This window comes from uncultured Sphingomonas sp. (assembly GCF_913778135.1).
GTDB lineage: Bacteria > Pseudomonadota > Alphaproteobacteria > Sphingomonadales > Sphingomonadaceae > Sphingomonas.
In genome coordinates this window covers 1-18,125 of sequence record NZ_CAJYVU010000190.1, presented here as the reverse complement: position 1 = coordinate 18,125, position 18,125 = coordinate 1, and the positions used below count along the sequence as shown (strand labels likewise).

Genomic DNA, 18,125 nt, shown 5'->3' with positions numbered 1-18,125 from the left:
GGACTGTCCGAGCCGGCGACGATCGCGGAGGAAACGGCGGAGCATTTCGACCGCCACTTCGACGTCAACGTGCGCGGCGCGCTGTTCGCGGTTCAGGCAGCGGTGCCGGTGATGAACGACGGCGCGTCGATCGTCCTCATCGGCTCGATCGCCGATGTCATGGGGGTGACGCCTTACAGCACCTATGCGGCGACCAAGGCGGCGCTGCGGTCCTACGCCCGCAGCTGGGCGGCCGAGCTCGCGCCGCGGGGCATCCGCGTCAACGTGGTGTCGCCGGGGCCGACCGACACCGACATGATGGCCGGTGTGCCCGAGGAGATGCGACAGACGCTGATCGCCCCCATTCCGTTGGGCCGCATGGCCCGCCTCGACGAGGTAGCCGCGGCTGCCGCGTTTCTCCTCAGTGGCGAAGCCAGCTTCGTGACGGGCGCCGAGTTGTGCGTCGACGGCGGGATGCGGCAGGTCTGACGCAAGGCGGGGCAGGACATGCCCTTGGCATCGCCGCGTCGGTGATCAATGAGGCGGCGGTGACGCGCGCGCAGCATCCCCGACGATCGACCCTGGCGCTGTTCGGCTCGGGCGATTTCGCGTTCAATCTCTACTGGCAGGCGATCAACCTCTACCTGCTGTTCTTCTACATCGACGCGCTGCAGTTGCCGCCCGCGGTCGCGGGCACGGTGTTCATGGTCGGGACCGTATGGGACGGCGCGGCGGATTTCTGCGCGGGGGCGGTCGCGGAACGGACGGCGGTCGCGTACCGCCGGCTGGTCGGCATCGGCGCGGTGCCGCTGGGGCTGGCGTTCGTCGCGATGTTCGCGGTGCCAGCTGGGCATGCGCTGTTGGCGCTGGCGACGCAGATCGTGTTCCGCACGCTCTACGCCTTCACCAACATCCCCTACGCCGCGTGGACGACGCGCGTGGCGGCGACAAGCGCGGCGCGCGCGACGATCGCGGGATGGCGGATGGGGTTCGGCGCGGTCGCGGGCGCGCTGGTCGCGTTCGCGCTGCCGGTGCTGGTCGCCGGGGCGGGCAGCTACACCGCGGCCGCGGCGGTGCTGGCGCTCGCCGGGACGCCGCTGCTGCTCGTGATCGCGTGGCGGGTGCCCGAGACGCGCGCGGAAGCGGGTGCCCCCATCCCTCCCGCGACGCTCCACGCCCTCGACCTGCTTGCGCGCAACCATTTCTTCGTCGCGCTGAATTTCGCGGCTGCGCTGGGCGGGGCAGCGGCCGCGCTGATGGGGCAGTCGGTGCTCTATTTCTTCCGCTACGTGCTAGGCGACGTCCAAGGAGGCCCGCGCGCGCTGACCGCGATGGCGCTGATCAGCGTCGTCGCGGTACCGGCGTGGACGTGGGTGGCGCAGCATCGCGGCGCGCGGGTTGCGTGGCTCGTCGCGGGCGCGCTCGCGCTCGTGCCGCCCATCGTACTGGCGCTGGCGGCACCAGGCAGTATCGCTACCGCAGCCTTCCTCCTGGCGATGCAGGCGGCGTTCGCGGGCGTGTGGCTGGGAGCGTGGACGCTCTTGCCCGACGCGGTCGACTGGGGAGCGATCCGCAGCGGCGAGCGGGTCGAGGCGCTGGCGTTCGGCACCTTCGCGCTGGTGCAGAAGGTCGCGCTGGCGCTCGCCGGCTTCGCGATCGGCGCGGTGTATCAGTACGCGGGTTTCCGCAGCGGGGCGCCGCAGGGACCGGGCGCGATCGCCGCGATCCGCTGGCTGATGCTCGCCGGCCCCGCGCTACTGGTCGCGGCGATGCTGGCGGCGGTATTCGCCATCCCGCACCGCCGTGACGCGCGTCAGGCGAGCACGAACTCGCCCGACACGCCCTCCGCCTGAGCCGAGGGCGCGATCCACACGCGGAAGCGCCCGGGCTCGACCGTCGGTTTGAGGTCCTGCCCGACGAACAGCAGGTCGGCGCGGCGCAGCGTGAAGGTGACCTGCTTCGCCTCGCCGGGCGCGAGCGAGACGCGCTGAAACGCCTTGAGCAGGCGGACCGGCTGGGTGATGCTGGCAGTCACGTCGTGGACGTAGAGCTGCACCACCTCCTCGGCCGCACGTGCGCCTGAATTGCGGATCGTCGCGCGCGCGGTGAGCGGCGTGTCCGCGCTCATCTGCGCGGTCCCGAGATCGAGCGCGGCATAGTCGATCGTGCCGTAGGTCAGCCCATGGCCGAACGCGAAGCGCGCCTGATTGGGGAACTCGCGGTAATGCGCCTTGTATTCGGCGAGTGCGCCCGGCGGGTTGGGACGCCCGGTGCTCTTGTGGTCGTAATGGTAAGGCTCCTGCCCCGTGGCATAAGGGAACGACACCGGCAGCCTGGCCGACGGACCGACACGCCCGAACAGCACGTCGGCGATCGCGGGGCCGTCGCGCGAACCGAGAAACCAGGTGACGAGGATCGCCGACGCGCCCAGCACGGGTCCGGTGAGTGCCAGCGCGCGACCGGTACGCAGCAGGACGACGACCGGCTTGCCCGTCGCCGCGACCGCCTGGACGAGCGCGACTTGCGCGGGCGGCACCACCACGTCGACGCGCGACTGCGCCTCGCCCGACATGCGCTGGCTCTCGCCGATCGCGAGCACGACGACATCGGCCGCGCGCGCCGCGGCGACCGCGGCGTCGATCCCGCCGGGCAGCGCGTCGTCGATGCCGCTGCCCGCGGTGACGCTGACCGAGGCGGCGTCGCGCACGACGGCGCGCACGCCCGTCTCGAGATCGACCGCCTCGGCATCAGTGCCGTAGACGTTCCACGGCCCGATCAGGTCGTGGCGCCCGCCCGCGAACGGGCCGATTAGCGCGATCTTCTTGCCCGTCACCGGAAGCGGCAGCACGCCGTCGTTCTTGAGCAGCACGATCGAGCGCGCACCCGCTTCCTGCGCCAGCGCGAGCGTCGCGGGCGTGCGGACGCGCGCCTTCTCGCGCTTGGGATCGATGCGGCGGAACGGATCGTCGAACAGCCCGAGCTGCACCTTCAGCGCCAGCACGCGGCGCACCGCTTGGTCGAGCCGCGCCATCGGCACCTCGCCCGCGGCGACAAGGTCCGGCAGATGCTTGATGTAGAAGGCGCTCTGCATGCTCATGTCGACGCCCGCCATGAAGGCGAGCTTGGTCGCCTCGCGCGCGTCCGCGGCGAAGCCGTGCGCGATCAGCTCCTCGTCGCCGGTATAGTCGGACACGACCAGCCCGCCAAAGCCCCATTCGCGGCGCAGAACTTCAGTCAGCAACCACTCGTTGGCGGTTGCGGGGACGCCGGCAATCTCGTTGAACGAGGCCATCGTCGTCGGTGCACCTGCGGCGAACGCGCTCTCGAACGGCGGGAAATACACTTCGCGCAGAGTCCGCTCGGACACATCGACGCTGTTGTAGTCGAGCCCCCCCTCGCCCGCACCGTAAGCGGCGAAATGCTTGGCGCAGGCGGCGACCGCGTCGGGCGCGGCGAGCCCGTGGTCGCCCTGGAACCCGCGCACGCGCGCGGCCGCCATGATGCGGCCGAGCAGCACGTCCTCGCCAGCACCCTCGACCCCCCGGCCCCAGCGCGCGTCGCGCGCGACATCGACCATCGGTGCGAAGGTCCAGTCGATCCCCGACGCCGCAGCTTCCACGCCCGCCGCGCGCGCGGTGCGGCGCGCGAGCTCGGGGTCGAAGCTCGCGGCCTCGGCGAGTGGCACGGGAAACACGGTGCGCAGCCCGTGGATCACGTCGGCCGCGAAGATCAGCGGGATCTTGAGCCGCGCCTCGCGCATCGCAACGCTCTGCATCCGGCGTGCCATGACCGCGCCGTTGCCGTTGAACACGCCGCCCAGTCGACCGGCGCGCACCTCGGCGAGTTGCCCCTCGAAGCTCGACGCCGCGCCCGCAGGGTTGAGCGCGGTCGCCGCACCCCCGGCCCAGGCCGCCGCCATCAGCGTCACCTGCCCGGCTTTTTCCTCCACCGTCATCTGCGCGATCAGCGCCTCGACCGCGGGCGGCAGCGTCGCCGTCTTGGCGGCCGCCTGCGCCAGCAGCGCGCGTGCCGGGCTCGCTGCCCAGGCCGCGGCCATGCCGGCCCCCATCAGCACCGCGCGCCTCGGCATCGTCGCCATCGTCATTCGTTCTTCCTCACCCAAGGTCCCGCGTCATCGCCGCGCACCCAGCTTTAAACAAGGTTGTTGAACCGTCCGTGTGATCGATGTAACCGGTTACAGCAAGGGTTGGATGAGCCGAAAGCTCGCCGCCCGTCGGGAGGGGATGCAGCTTGAGCGGTGCGCCGAACACGAATGCCACGATCCGCGACGTCGCGCGCGAGGCCGGCGTGTCGGTCGCGTCGGTGTCGCGTGCGCTGAACGGTCTGGGCACCGTGCGCCCCGAGATGCGTCGCCATGTCGAGGAGGTCGCAGCCCGGCTCGGCTACGTGCCGCACGCGGGCGCGCGCAACCTCAGCCTCGCCAAGTCAGGCGCGATCGGCGTGGTGCTGCCCGACCTGCACGGCGAATTCTATTCCGAGCTGCTGCGCGGCATGGACGGCGAGGCGCGGGTGCGCGGGCTTCACCTGATGCTGATGGTGATGCACGACGATGCGACCCGCGGCGTCGCGGCGCTCCAGTCGATGCGCGGGCGCGTCGACGGGCTGGTGCTGATGGCACCGCACCTGCCCGCCGATGAACTGCTGCGCCACCTGCCCGCCGGCATGCCGGTCGTGCTGCTCAATTGCGCCGCTGACGCGCGCGCGTCGCTCAGGATCGACAACGCAGCCGGTGCAGAGGCGATGGTCGATCACCTGCTCGCGAGCGGGCGCCGCGCGATCGTCCATGTCGCGGGGCCGGCCGGCAACGTCGACGCCGAGGAGCGTTTGCGCGGCGCACGAGCCGCCTGCGCCCGCGCCGACGTCGAGCTGCGCGTCCTGCCCGGCGACTTCGATCAGGGATCGGGATCGCGCGCGATTGCGACCCTGCTTGCCGAGGACGCCACGTTCGACGCGATCTTCGCTGCCAACGACATGATGGCGATCGGCGCGATGATGGCGTTGCGTGAGGCGGGCGTTTCGGTCCCCCACCGCGTCGCGATCGCAGGGTTCGACGATATTCCGCTTGCCGCCTTGATCTCGCCCGCGCTCACCACCTTGAGCATCGACATCGCCGATTTCGGGGGCAGCGCGGTTGCGCGGCTCGCCCAGGTCATCGCCGGCGACGATGACGGCACGCCCGAACGGCGCGCGCCCGTCCTCGTTGCGCGCCAATCCACACAAGCAACCAACACGATCCCGGCAGACCGGGCACACAGGGAAGAAGCATGAACAAGACGATGTTGCGCGCCGCCTTTGCCGCGGCAACCGCGCTGGCTGGCGGCGCGGTGATGATGCCCACGACCGCGAGCGCGCAGGTGGGCCAGGCTTCGTTGCGCGGTACGATCACCGCGCCGGCCGACAATCCGGTGGTGGAAGTGAGCGCGGTCGAGGTTTCGACCGGCATCCGACGCACCGTGCCGGCGGGCGCCGACGGCAGCTACAATTTCGCCTCGCTGCGCGCGGGCACCTACAAGCTGGAAATCCGCCAGAAGAACGGCGTGCGCCAGTCGGACGCGTTCACACTTCGCGTCGGGCAGACCGCGGGGCTCGACCTCGACCTGAGCACGGCACCCACTGCGTCCGCCACCCCGGCCGAGCCGGCGGGCGGCGCGACCGGGACCGAGCCCGCCGGCACGCCCTCGACCGGTGCGGAGACCGCCGGCGACGGCGACATCATCGTGACCGGCAGCCGCATTCGCTCGCTGTCGGGCGGACAGGTCGGCATCAACATCACGCCGCGGCTAATCGAGCAGCTGCCGCAGAACAACCGAAACTTCCTCGCCTTCGCCGATCTGGCACCGGGCGTACGTTTCCTCGAGCAGGCGGACGGCACCTCACGCATCCAGGGCGGCGCGCAGGACAGCCGCACCGTCAACGTGTTCATCGACGGCGTGAGCCAGAAGGATTACGTGCTCAAGAACGGGATCACTGGTCAGGACACGTCGCAGGGCAACCCGTTCCCGCAGCTCGCGATCGGCGAGTATCAGGTGCTGTCGTCGAACTACAAGGCGGAGTTCGACCAGGTCAGCTCGGTCGCGATCACCGCGGTGACCAAGTCGGGCACCAACGAATTCCACGGCGAAGGCTTCTTCGACTATACCGACCAGTCCTTACGCGATCGCCGCCCGAGCGAGCTGTTCCCGACGCGCCTGCCCAAGGTCGAGACGACACAGAAGCAGTTCGGCGGTGCGTTGGGCGGTCCGATCATCAAGGACGTGGCGCATTTCTTCGCCAGCTACGAGGGCAAGCGCCTCGACACGCCGTATGACGTGCGGCCCGAGAACGGCATTCCGACCAGCTTTCTGCCGAGCCAGTACCAGAGCAATTTCGGCACCTTCTCGAATTCGTTCAAGGAGGACCTGTACTTCGGCAAGATCGACATCGTGCCGACCGACCGCGACCTGATCGAGCTGTCGGGCAAGTACCGCGACGAGAGCGGCGTGCAGAACGGCACCGGCTTCCTCGCTCCCTCGGGTTCGACGCTCAACAAGGTCGAGGACATCCGCGGGCTGCTGCGCTGGCAGCACACCGCCGACAATTGGATCAACGACGCGCGCGTGTCCTATGAGGACAGCAAGTGGAGCCCGCAGCCCGCGGTCGACGGGAACGCCTTCCTGCTCCAGCGCACGCAGGTGCAGGTCGATCCGGTGACGAGCGCGCGGACGTTCGTGCGCTCCAACCTGCTGCAATACGGCGCCGGCACCAATTTCCAGGACAAGGGGCAGAAGGGCTGGACCGTCCAGGACGACTTCACCTGGACCGGGTTCGAAAGCCACACGATCAAGGTCGGGTTCAAGACCAAGTGGGTCAAGCTGCGCTCGTTGCAGCAGAACCTGACCAACCCGCTCTACACCTACGACGTCAACGCGCGCAGCCAGACCGGCTTCAACGACACGGATCCATACCGGCTGCAATTCGGTGCGGCGGGTCCGGCGGGCAATGGTCTGGTCTCATCGAACAACTTCCAGCTCGGCCTCTACGCGCAGGATGACTGGGACGTGACCGATCGGCTGACGCTCAACCTCGGCCTGCGCTGGGATTACGAGCGGACGCCCGGCTACCTCGATTACGTGACGCCGTCGGAGATCGTGAACGCGGTGTCACCGGCGAATTACGTCAATCTGGTCGGCGCCAATTACGCGATCAGCGACTACATCTCGACCGGGCGCGAGCGGAAGGCGTTCACCGGCGCGTTCCAGCCGCGGCTGGGCTTTACCTACCGCTTCGACGAGGCGGGGCGCTTCTCGATGTTCGGTGGCTACGGCCGCTCGTACGACCGCAACCAGTTCGACTTCCTCCAGCAGGAACTCGCGCAGGGCGCGTATCAGACGCGGACGTTCAACTTCATCGGCAACGACCTGCAGAACCCGTGCGATCGGATCGCCAATCCGACCACCTGCATCCAATGGAACCCGGCGTACCTGACCGCCGAAGGGCGCCAGAGCCTGCTCGGCACCGCCGTGGGCGGGGGGCGCGAGCTTATCTTCATGAACAACGACCTGAAGCTGCCTTACGCTGACCAGTTCAGCCTGGGCCTGCGCGGACGGTTCGCCGCATTGGAGCTCGAGGTCGGTTATACCCACATCAAGAGCCGCGACGGTTTCGCCTTCCTGCTCGGCAATCGTCGCCCCGACGGGTCGTTCTTCTACAACGATCCCGCCGATCCCGGTGACGTGCCCGCCAATCCGTGGAGCTTCACGCCCAACGGCTACGGCAACATCATCCTCGGCACCAACGGGCTCAAGACCAATTCGGACGCGGCCTATTTCAAGCTGACCAAGCCCTACACCGCGGCCTCGCCGTGGAGCATCGACGCGACCTACACCTACACCCAGGCGGAGGAGAACCGGCAATTCGGCGAAACCTACTCGCTCGATTTCCCGTCGCTCGACGATTATCCGCTGCTGCGTTCCTCGGGCGTGCCGCGGCACCGCTTCGTCACCGCGGGCAGCGTCGACCTGCCGATCGGCGTCACGCTGTCGGGCAAGTTCCAGATTGAATCGCCGGCGTACCAAAAGGCGTTCCTCGACCAGTCGCAGCCGTTCCAGCGCTTGATCGTCGGCAGCACGACGCTGGGCAATGGCGACCGCTGGGGCCGACGCCAGCTCGACCTGGCGCTGACCAAGTACGTGCCGGTCGGCTTCGTCAACGATCAGTCGCGCGTGCGGCTGCGCGTCGATGTCATCAACGTGATGAACGACCGCAACTACGTCGATTTCGACAACAACCCGCTGAGCAGCACTTACCGCGAGCAGGTCGGTTACTCGATCGGCGGCAATCCGCCGCGCACGGTAAAGCTGTCGGCGGGCTTCTCCTTCTGACACCGACGCGGGGCAGCGGCGTGCTGCTGCCCCGCGTCTCTATTCGAGTGGGACAGGATATGATCGATCGCAGGCAGATGCTGGGCGGGGGAGCGCTCGGCTTCGCTGCGATGGGCGCCGGGATGCTGGGGGGATGCGCGACGATCGCCCCGCGCGGTGTCACGTCGCCCGCGTCCGACGTGCTGGTGCGCGACCTGCAACAGCGCACGTTCCGCTATTTCTGGGACACGACTGACGCGGCGACCGGCCTCGCGCCCGATCGCTGGCCGACGCCCTCCTTCGCCTCGATCGCGGCGGTCGGCTTTGCGCTGACCGCCTACCCAATCGGGGTCGCGAACGGCTGGATCACGCGCGAGCAGGCGCGCGACCGGACGCTCGCCACGTTGCGCTTCTTCGCGCGCGCGCCGCAGGGGGCGGCGCCGACCGGCACCGCGGGACACCACGGGCTGTTCTACCATTTCCTCGACATGGCACGCGGGCACCGCTTCGGCCGCACCGAATTGTCGACGATCGACACCGCGCTGCTGATGGGGGGTGTGCTGTTCGCGCAGTCGTGGTTTGACCGCGAAGACGCGCCCGAGGCGGAAATCCGCCGGTTGGCCGACCAACTCTACCGCGCGGTCGAGTGGACCTGGATCACGCCGCGTGCGCCCTTCCTGTCGATGGGCTGGCATCCCGAGAGCGGGTTCATCGCCAGCGACTGGAACATCTACAACGAGGGGCTGCTGCTCTACGTGCTGGCACTCGGTTCGCCGACGCACGCGCTGCCAGCGGATACCTGGACCGCGTGGAGCGACCGCTTCGACGCGCAATGGGGCAACCGCTTCGGCGGTGAACCGCACCTGCAATTCCCGCCCTTGTTCATCCACCAGTACAGCCACTGCTTCATCGATTTTCGCGGCATCCGCGACGCCTACATGGCGCAGCGCGGCATCGATTATTTCGAGAACAGCCGGCGCGCGGTGCGCGCGCAGCGCGATTACGCGATCGCCAATCCGGGCAAGTGGGCGGGCTACAGCGCCGATATCTGGGGGCTGACCGCGTGCGACGGGCCGGGCGACTTCACCCGCACGATCGACGGGCGCGCGCGCGAGTTCTTCAGCTATTCCGCGCGCGGCCCCGGCGACCGCGACGACGGCACGATCGCGCCGACTGCGGCCGCGGCGTCGATTGCGTTCGAGCCCGAACTGTCAGCCCGCGCGATCCAGGCAATGCACGCGCGCTACGGCCGCGGCATCTACACGCGCTACGGCTTCCTTGATTCGTTCAACCCGACGCTGACCGACGCCGCAGCGCCGCTTCGGCACGGCCGCGCCGTGCCCGGCGTCGGCTGGGTCGACGGTGATTATCTCGGCATCGATCAGGGACCCATCGTCGCGATGATCGAGAACGCGCGCACCGGGCTCGTCTGGCAGACGCTCAGGCGCAACCCGCACATCCGCCGCGGGCTGGCGCTCGCAGGCTTCACCGGGGGATGGCTGGCGTGATCGCGGCTGCGCTGCTCGCGACCGCCGCGGTCGTCGCCGCGCCAGCGTCGGTACGGGTGCTCGACAATTTCGACAATGTGGCGGCGTGGCAGGCGTCGGCGTCGGACGGCGTGTCATCACGCGTATCGGCGGACGCGGGCGCGCTCCGGCTCGACTATGATTTCGCGCGCGTTTCAGGGTACGCGGTCGCGCGGCGCCCGCTCGCGATCGACTGGCCGGCGAACTTCGCCTTCACGCTGCGGGTGCGCGGGACAGGCGGCATCAACGACCTGCAGATCAAGTTCAGCGACGCCAGCGGCGACAACGTCTGGTGGGTACCCTACCCCAATTTCCGCCCCTCCACGGACTGGCAGACGCTGCGCATTCGCCCACGCGACGTCGAGTTCGCCTGGGGGCCGACCCCGGACAAGGCGCTGCGCCGCACCGCCGCGGTCGAGGTCGTCGTGGTGCGCGGGCGCGACGGCGGTGCGGGGCACGTTGAGGTCAACGACCTCCAACTCCAGCCGCTCGCGCCCCCTCCCCCGCCGCTGCCGCCCGTGGCCAGCGATCCGCGCGCATTGGACGGCCAGCGCGACACCGCGACCGACCTCGCGCGTCCGCTCGTGATCGACCTCGGCGCGGTGCGCGAGATCGGCGGACTGACGCTCCACTGGGGCAACCGCTACGCTGCACGTTATCTTGTCGACACGTCGAACAATCGACGTGTCTGGCGCACGATCCGGCGCGTCGAACAGGGCGATGGCGGCGACGATCCAATCCCGCTGCCCGGCACCGAGACGCGCTACCTGCGCCTGACCACCGACAAGGGCGCAGGCTCCAAGGTCGAGCTCGCCGAGGTCGAGGTGATGCCGCGCGCGTGGTCCGCGACCCCCAACGCCACGATCGCCGCGCTTGCCAAAACCGCCCCGCGCGGCACCTACCCGCGCGGCTTCACCGAGCAGAGCTACTGGACGCTCGTCGCCAGCGATGGCGGCGCGGTGTCGGGGTTGATCGGCGAGGACGGCGCGATCGAGGTGGCGAAGGGCGCCTTCTCGATCGAACCCTTCGTGGTCGACGGCGCGCGGACAATCGGCTGGGCGGACGTGCGCGCGACGCAGCGGTTGGAAGACGGCTATCTGCCGCTGCCGCATGTCGCCTGGACGGGTGACGGTTGGACGCTCGATACTGCGCTCGTCGCGGATCAGGCGACCCTGCGGCTGCTCGCGCGCTATCGCCTGACCAACACCGATAGCGTTCCACGCACGCTGACGCTCGCGCTCGCGGTGCGCCCGTTCCAGGTCAATCCGCCGGCGCAGTTCCTCAGCCAGCAGGGCGGCGTCAGTCCGATCGAACGAATCGCGTGGGATGGTGCCGCGCTGGCGGTGACGAGCGCGCCCGCGATTGCCGGCGACGCCGCGGTCACCCGCCGCGTAACGCCGCTCGCAAAGCCCGACACGGTCGTTGCGCGGCCATTCGATCAGGGCGCGCTCGCCACCCCCGTTGCGGGGTCGGGGACCGCGTCGGTCACCGATCCCGCGCTGCTCGCCAGCGGCACGATGCGCTGGACGGTGACGCTCGCGCCGGGTGCCAGCGCCAATGTGCCGCTCGCAATCGGCGACGCCGCCCCCGCCGACGCGGCCGCGTTCGACCGGGCGGTTGCACAGACCGCGGCCTATTGGCGCGAGACACTGGGTAACGTCACGCTTCAGGTGCCCCCCGCGAAACAGGCGGTCGCCGACACAATCCGCACCGCGCTCGCGCACGTGCTGATGAGCCGCGATGGCGCGGCATTCAAACCCGGCACGCGCTCCTACGACCGCAGCTGGATCCGCGACGGCGCGATGATGGGCGACACGCTGCTGCGGCTCGGTCACGCCGCCGCCGTGCGCGCCTTCGCCGACTGGTACGGTGGCAAGCTGTTCGACAACGGCAAGGTGCCGTGCTGCGTCGACGCGCGCGGACCCGACCCGGTGGCGGAGAACGACAGCCAGGGCGAGTATATCCACCTCGTCACCCAGCTCTATCGCTACATCGGCGACCGTGCGGCACTTGCGCGCGACTGGCCGCGGCTGGACGCCGCGCGTCGCTACATGGAGGCGCAGCGCCAGTCGGAGCGGACGCCCGCCAACCTGACGGCCGGGCGCCGGATGCTCTACGGCCTGCTCCCGCCCTCGATCAGCCACGAGGGCTATTCGGCCAAGCCGCAATACAGCCTGTGGGACGATTTCTGGGGGCTGACCGGCTACAAGGACGCGGCCTATGCGGCACGCGTGCTCGGCAGACCCGAGGCGGGCACGATCGCGGCACAGCGCGACCAGTTCGCGGGCGACATCCACGCCGCGATTGTCGCCGCAGCACGGCACAGGCGGGTCGACTACATACCCGGCGCGACCAGCATGGGTGATTTCGACGCCACCTCGACCACGATGGCGCTCGACCCCGCGGGCGAGCAGGACCGGCTGAACCCGCAGCTGCTGCGCCGTACCTTCGAGCGACAGTACGACCGCGTGATGGCGCGCGGCGCACCCGGCGCGACGTGGAGCGACTATACGCCCTACGAACTGCGCAACGTCTCCGCGCTGGTCAGGCTGGAGGAACGTGCCAAGGCGAACGATCTGCTCGACGCCTATATGGCCGACCGCCGCCCGGCCGCGTGGAACGGCTGGGCCGAAGTGGTCGGGCGGGATTCGCGCGAGATCCGCTTCATCGGCGACATGCCACACGCCTGGGTCGCATCCGACTTCATCCGCTCCGCACTCGACCTCTTCGCCTACGAGGACACGGGCAACGATCGGCTGGTGCTAGCGGCCGGGCTGACACCCGAGTGGCTGGCGGGCACGGGCGTCGACGTGCGCGGCTTGCGCACCCGCTACGGCACGGTGAACCTCCGCGCGCGCGCCGATGCGAGTGGGTTGGTCGCGACCGTGTCCGGCAATGCCGCACCGCCCGGCGGGCTCGTGCTCACATGGCCGCTGGCGGGCAAGCCGGGCATCGCGACGGTCAACGGGCAGCGTGTGGCGACACCGGATGGCGTGCTGCACCTGCCTGCGAGTGCGGCGACGGTCATGTGGCGCTCGGCGCGATAGCGATGATTTAAGACCCGAGGCCCTCGTAACTTATCTCACCTACATTCTACATCGATGCGCTGCCCGATGCTTTATCCGAGCAGGTTGGCAGCAAAGCTACGCACTGCCGGCCCGATGTCCTCGCGCGCGAGCGCCAATGCGAGGTTGGCCTGGATGAAACCCTCCTTGCCGCCACAGTCGTAGCGCTCGCCGTCGAAGGTGAAGCCGTGGAACGGCTGGCGCCCGATCAGCTGCGCCATCGCATCGGTCAGCTGGATCTCGCCGCCCGCGCCTGTTTCCTTGGCGTCCAAGATGCGCATCACCTCTGGCTGTAGGATGTAGCGGCCAGGGATCATCAGATTAGAGGGCGAGGTGCCTTTCGCAGGCTTTTCGACTAACGCGGTGACCTGGGTGAGGCGCCCGTCGACCTTACCCGGCGAGATAATGCCGTATTTGCTCGTCTCCTCGTCGACGACCTCGAGCGCGCCAATGACGTTCCCGCCCACCCGATTGTACGCATTGACCATCTGCGCGGTGAAGTTGGGGCTGCCAACCATCAGTTCGTCAGGCAGCAGCACCGCGAACGGCTCGTCACCGACGATCTCGCGCGCGCACCACACTGCGTGGCCGAGACCCAGCGGTTCCTGCTGGCGCACGTAGACCGGCGAACCGGGCTGCTGGCGTATGCTCTCGATTGACGACAGGCTCTTGCCGCGCTCGCGCATCGTCGTCTCGAGCTCGTAGGAGATGTCGAAGTGATCCTCGAGTGCGGCCTTGCCCCGGCCGGTAACGAAGATGATCTGCTCGATGCCCGCTTCCAGCGCTTCCTCGACCGCATACTGGATCAGCGGCTTGTCGACGACCGTCAGCATCTCCTTCGGCATCGCCTTGGTCGCCGGCAGGAAACGCGTGCCAAGCCCCGCCACCGGGAACACTGCCTTGCGCACCTTCTTGATTGTCACGTCTCACTGAACCTTGATTGAATTATCGCTGTTTAGTGATAGCCGTCGTCGCTGCAACCAGTGTGCGATCGGCGTTTCGCATACGAGCCGAAGCAGTTCACTGAACATTGTGCACGGCATATGCGCGATCACGCAGGCGCGCGGCTCCCGTAAGCAACCATGACCGACAGATGACGTGCAGATGACAAATTCGCGCGCGTGACGAAGCACATAGGCGAGTGCGTTGCTCCACGTTACACGCAGCACCCGATAATCGCGTCTGGGGGGACGTTGGGTATGGGGATGGAGAAAAGCGAGCCTTTGGTGCCGCTGGTATTTGACACCGCGCTGGTTCCACCGGCTGCGCGGTTTCAGGCGTGGCGGTCGGCGTTGAGCAGTCTGGACGTGACGCAGCGCGGGCCCGATCCGTTCAACGGCCATGCGCGACTGTGGATGTTGGAATCGTTGGTGCTGACGCACGCGAGCGTCGATGCGTTGCGATACGACCGTGACGAAGCGCGGGTGCGCGCCGATCTGAAGGACCATCTGGCGATCGTCGTGCTGCTGGAAGGCTCGTTTGCCGGTGATTACGGACGCGGCGAGCGCGTGTCGGAGGCGGGATCGGTCACGCTGCTCGACATGCGGCACGCGTGCTGGACCGACGCGACGCGGCTGGAGGCGTTCATCATCTCGATGCCGCGCGCGTTCCTGTTGCCGATGCTGGAAGGGTGCGATCCGCACGGCATTATCGCGACGGGCGGACCCGCCGCATTGCTGTCGGGATTTCTGCGCACCGCGGTCGAGACGCTGCCGACGCTGACGCGCGACCATGCGCCCGCGGTCGCGCGCACGATCCGCGACCTGCTGGTCGCCGCGATCCTCGATGCATGCCGCAGTGGCGGTGCGCAGGCCGTGCGCGAGGACGCGCTGATCAGCCGCGTACGCAGCTACATCGACGATCACCTGGCCGAGCCGATCGACGTTGCCTCGATCTGCGCCGCGCTCGGCGTGTCACGCTCGGCCTTGTACCGCGCGTTCGGTGACGGCGTGAGCGAGGGTAGCGGCGTGTTGCAGCAGGTGCAGCGCCGACGCCTCCACGCGCTGCGCGCGATGCTGGCCGATCCGAACGAGACGCGACCGATCGCCGAGCTGGCGGGCGCGGTCGGCTTTTCCGACAAGTCGCACCTGACGCGCGTGTTCAAGCGCGAGTACGGCTGCACGCCGGGCGCCTACCGCGCGCACGGTCCTGATCCCCAACGTGCAGTGCCGGTCGAGGACGTGCCGTTGGTGTTCGAGCGCTGGACCACCCTGCTTGATTGATCTGTGCGTCCCCCGGTCCCGATCCGGGACGTGGGACGCGCAGGCAACGAGAACGGGACGCCCGTCTGATCGACGCGATTTTGGGTCAGGCGTATAGACCCATTCGGTCCCGGGGGCGGGGCGCACAGGGGGAGGTCGAATGACCCGCAAGACCGTGAGGGGCATCGTGGGCGGCACCGCCGCGGTGCTGGCAGGCGCAGGTGTCGGCGCGACGCCGGCCGCGGCATCGTCGCTGATCTACACGCCGACCAACCCGTCGTTCGGGGGCAGTCCCTTCAACAGCGCGCACCTGCTGGCGACCGCGGAGGCGAACAACCGCTACAAGGACCCCGAGAGCAAGAAGGCGAACGACCCTGCGCAGCAGTTCGTCGACCAGCTGCAGAGCCGGCTGCTCTCCACGGTCGCGACGCAGATCGCGGACAAGATCTTCGGCGCGAACCCGGCGGACTCGGGACACTTTGTATTCGGCGACCAGGTGATCGATTTCGTGCGCGGGGTGGAGAGCGTCACGCTGACGATCTTCAACTCGGTCACCAACACGACCACCAAGATCACGCTGCCTCTGCTGGGTAATTGACGACAATGCTGCGTTCGTTGACGTTTGTGGCGCTTACGGGCGCGATGCTTACCGGTTGCGCGGGTGACATGGGGCGTCCCTCGACCTGGGCGCCGGCGCGGATCGCGCAGACGACCCCGGCGCAGCGCACGCTGGAGGAACTACCGCCCGCGGAACGCCGCGTCGCGGTCGCGGTCTACGGCTTCACCGACCAGACCGGGCAGTTCAAGGACAGCGACACGGTGCAGACCTTGTCGCGCGCGGTGACGCAGGGCGCGACCTCGATCCTGATCAAGGCGTTGCAGGACGCCGGGCACCGCGACTTCTTTCAGGTGATCGAGCGCGAGCGGCTCGACAATCTGCTGCGCGAACGATCGGTGATCCGCGAAATGCGCTCGGCGTATCTGGGTGAGACCGAGCTGAATACGAAGGCGCTGCCCCCGCTGCTGTTCGCGGGCATCCTGCTCGAAGGGGGTATCGTCGGCTACGATTCCAACACCAAGACGGGCGGGATCGGCGCGCGCTTCCTGGGCATCGGGGGATCGACCAAATACCGCGAGGACACGGTCACCGTGTACCTGCGCGCGATCAGCACCAAGACGGGCGAGGTGCTGTTGTCGGTCAATTCGCGCAAGCAGATCGTCTCGGTCGGGCTGGGCGCGGACGCGTTCCGCTACGTCGGGTTCAAGCAGCTGCTCGAGATCGACAGCGGTATTACCTACAACGAGCCGGTGCAGCTGGCGCTGCAGCAGGCGATTGAGAAATCGGTCTACGCGATGATCATGGAAGGCGCCGAGCAGCGGCTGTGGTGCTTCCGCGCGACGCCGGGTGCTGCCGAGGCATTGGTGCGCGAGCATATCGCCGAGCGCGACCATGTAAAGCTGGCCGACGTGCGGCTGCCCGCGGATGCGCGCGGGCGGACCTATTCGACCGCGTGTCCGTCGGCCGGAGGCGCGTTGCCGGGGGTCGCCCTCCCCGCTTCGGCAACACCCGCGTCCATGCAGCCGACCGCGGCCCCTGCGCCGATGGTGCAGCCGCTGCCGAGGGGCTGATCGACGAGCTTGGACCTTCAACGAAGGAGAAAGAGAAACACCGCCGGCGGCCAAGGAAATGAGAGCCCGAAAGCCACCGGCGATGCCACGAGCAGTCCACAGGGGACCAGTCGTTACTGAAGGATGTGGGAAGCGGCCGCGCCGATGCCAAGCGACGCTGCCGGCCAACGCATCACCCCCCTGTTGCCTGTTCACCCCGATCCGAGGGGGTTAGCGGGATGGGACGAACAAGATCGTTGCCGTGAGACGTACGATCATCCGCCGAAGTCCTTACCAAAGGGTAAACGGCATCGTCCCCTCCCTCGCCCTACCGGGTCGATCACCGGCCGGCACCCGCCGGCCGCAACGACGTGACCCAGCAGGAGGCTTTATGCGCAAATCGATACTCGCGGCCGTTTCCATGATCGCGCTCAGCGCGACGCCCGCGCTCGCCAACAATTCCACCAGTGCGATCGACCAGAAGGACCAGCGCAACACCGCGCTCGTCACGCAGGTCGACTCGCTCCTCGGCAGCGATTCCACCGTGACACAGTCGGGCACCGACAACACCGCGACGATCACGCAGAAGGACGACGGTGTCGCGCCGCTCATCGCCGGCACCCGCGCCAACACCTCCGAAGTGACGCAGAGCGGCGCCAAGAACCAGGCGATCGTCGACCAGTTCAGCGAAACCGGCGTTGCGCGTGCCAATGCGTCCAAGATCACGCAGACCGGCACGCAGGCGATCGCGCGCGTGACGCAGCGCGACGACGGCCAGCGCTCGACGATCGAGCAGGGCGGCACGCTCCAGACCGCGACCGTCGTTCAGGGCCGCGAGAAGTCGGGCGACACGAGCTACTACAACACCTCCAGCGTCAAGCAGCAGGGTGCGCTCAACACCGCCGATGTGTCGCAGCTCGGCCGCAACGGCTTCAGCACGGTCGACCAGAACGGCACCGCGCTGGTCGCGAACGTCCGCCAGAGCGACACGAGCAACGGCAACGAGGCGAACATCACGCAAGCCGGCGTCAACAACAACGCGCTCGCCAACCAGACCGGTAACAACAACACCGGCACGATCGTCCAGGGCGGCTCGTTGCAGAAGGCGGTCGTGAACCAGTCGGGCAACGGCAACAACGGCTATGCCGAACAGGCCGGTGCGCTGAACGTCGCGCAGATCGACCAGATCGGCAACAACAACGGCTCGTCGAGCTATCAGTCGGGGTCGGAGCAGTTCGCGCAGGTGACGCAGACCGGCAACGGCAACCGCTCGCTGCTGTCGCAGGGCGGGTCGAAGCAGAAGGCCTATGTGACGCAGAGCGGCAACAACAACACCTCGACCGTCAACCAGAACGGCAGCGTCCAATACGCCGAGCTGATGCAGTC

General features: G+C 68.4%; 11 protein-coding genes and 1 pseudogene. 10 read left to right on the top strand and 2 right to left on the bottom strand.

Features of this window, described 5'->3' with window-relative positions:
• Window positions 1–468, top strand: a 468-nt coding sequence (locus QZ847_RS16345) for an SDR family NAD(P)-dependent oxidoreductase (protein ID WP_294358606.1), incomplete at its 5' end; no start/stop codon positions are given.
• Between the two features lie 59 nt (window positions 469–527).
• Window positions 528–1,832, top strand: a complete 1,305-nt coding sequence (locus tag QZ847_RS16340) for an MFS transporter (protein WP_294358603.1) — start codon at window positions 528–530, stop codon at window positions 1,830–1,832.
• Here the strand turns inward: QZ847_RS16340 and bglX are convergent.
• Window positions 1,793–4,084: a beta-glucosidase BglX gene (bglX, locus tag QZ847_RS16335; RefSeq protein WP_294358601.1), complete on the bottom strand. Its 2,292-nt coding sequence runs from the start codon at window positions 4,082–4,084 to the stop codon at window positions 1,793–1,795. The two genes, QZ847_RS16340 and bglX, sit on opposite strands and share 40 nt — an antisense overlap.
• Before the next feature lie 146 nt (window positions 4,085–4,230).
• Here bglX and QZ847_RS16330 point away from each other — a divergent pair, with 146 nt between their 5' ends.
• From QZ847_RS16330 to QZ847_RS16315, 4 genes are read left to right on the top strand one after another with little or no spacing between them, the layout of a single operon-like run.
• Entirely contained in the window at window positions 4,231–5,268 is a 1,038-nt protein-coding gene (locus QZ847_RS16330; protein WP_294358597.1) for a LacI family DNA-binding transcriptional regulator, read from the top strand.
• Window positions 5,265–8,360 (top strand): TonB-dependent receptor, encoded by a 3,096-nt coding sequence (locus QZ847_RS16325; RefSeq protein WP_294358596.1) that lies wholly within the window; start codon window positions 5,265–5,267, stop codon window positions 8,358–8,360. Before QZ847_RS16330 ends, QZ847_RS16325 begins: the two co-directional genes overlap by 4 nt.
• Before the next feature lie 59 nt (window positions 8,361–8,419).
• Entirely contained in the window at window positions 8,420–9,847 is a 1,428-nt protein-coding gene (locus QZ847_RS16320) for a glucoamylase family protein (protein ID WP_294358594.1), read from the top strand.
• Window positions 9,835–12,912, top strand: coding sequence for a discoidin domain-containing protein (locus tag QZ847_RS16315; protein ID WP_294358592.1), 3,078 nt, complete (start codon window positions 9,835–9,837; stop codon window positions 12,910–12,912). The genes QZ847_RS16320 and QZ847_RS16315 overlap by 13 nt, the downstream gene beginning before the upstream one ends.
• 71 nt (window positions 12,913–12,983) lie before the next feature.
• Here the strand turns inward: QZ847_RS16315 and galU are convergent, their stop codons facing one another.
• Window positions 12,984–13,853: a UTP--glucose-1-phosphate uridylyltransferase GalU gene (gene galU, locus QZ847_RS16310; RefSeq protein ID WP_294358590.1), complete on the bottom strand. Its 870-nt coding sequence runs from the start codon at window positions 13,851–13,853 to the stop codon at window positions 12,984–12,986.
• A 303-nt stretch (window positions 13,854–14,156) separates the two neighbouring features.
• Between galU and QZ847_RS16305 the strand changes: the two genes are divergently transcribed.
• The 4 genes and pseudogenes from QZ847_RS16305 to QZ847_RS16290 all read left to right on the top strand — a co-directional run.
• Entirely contained in the window at window positions 14,157–15,152 is a 996-nt protein-coding gene (locus QZ847_RS16305) for an AraC family transcriptional regulator (RefSeq protein WP_294358588.1), read from the top strand.
• Between the two features lie 139 nt (window positions 15,153–15,291).
• The gene (locus QZ847_RS16300) at window positions 15,292–15,729 is read left to right on the top strand and encodes a curli assembly protein CsgF (protein WP_294358585.1); all 438 of its coding nucleotides are present in this window, start codon (window positions 15,292–15,294) and stop codon (window positions 15,727–15,729) included.
• A gap of 68 nt (window positions 15,730–15,797) precedes the next feature.
• Window positions 15,798–16,760 carry a CsgG/HfaB family protein gene (locus tag QZ847_RS16295; RefSeq protein WP_294358581.1) on the top strand — a complete coding sequence of 321 codons (963 nt, stop codon included), beginning with the start codon at window positions 15,798–15,800 and terminating at the stop codon, window positions 16,758–16,760.
• A 370-nt stretch (window positions 16,761–17,130) separates the two neighbouring features.
• A pseudogene (locus QZ847_RS16290) lies at window positions 17,131–18,125 on the top strand (hypothetical protein); the annotation flags it as partial.

Coding starts and splice junctions, on each gene's coding strand:
- QZ847_RS16315 (WP_294358592.1), top strand. CDS start 9,835: ATGGCTGGCGTGATCGCGGCTGCGCTGCTCGCGACCGCCGCGGTCGTC.
- QZ847_RS16300 (WP_294358585.1), top strand. CDS start 15,292: ATGACCCGCAAGACCGTGAGGGGCATCGTGGGCGGCACCGCCGCGGTG.
- QZ847_RS16320 (WP_294358594.1), top strand. CDS start 8,420: ATGATCGATCGCAGGCAGATGCTGGGCGGGGGAGCGCTCGGCTTCGCT.
- QZ847_RS16325 (WP_294358596.1), top strand. CDS start 5,265: ATGAACAAGACGATGTTGCGCGCCGCCTTTGCCGCGGCAACCGCGCTG.
- QZ847_RS16295 (WP_294358581.1), top strand. CDS start 15,798: ATGGGGCGTCCCTCGACCTGGGCGCCGGCGCGGATCGCGCAGACGACC.
- bglX (WP_294358601.1), bottom strand. CDS start 4,084: ATGACGATGGCGACGATGCCGAGGCGCGCGGTGCTGATGGGGGCCGGC.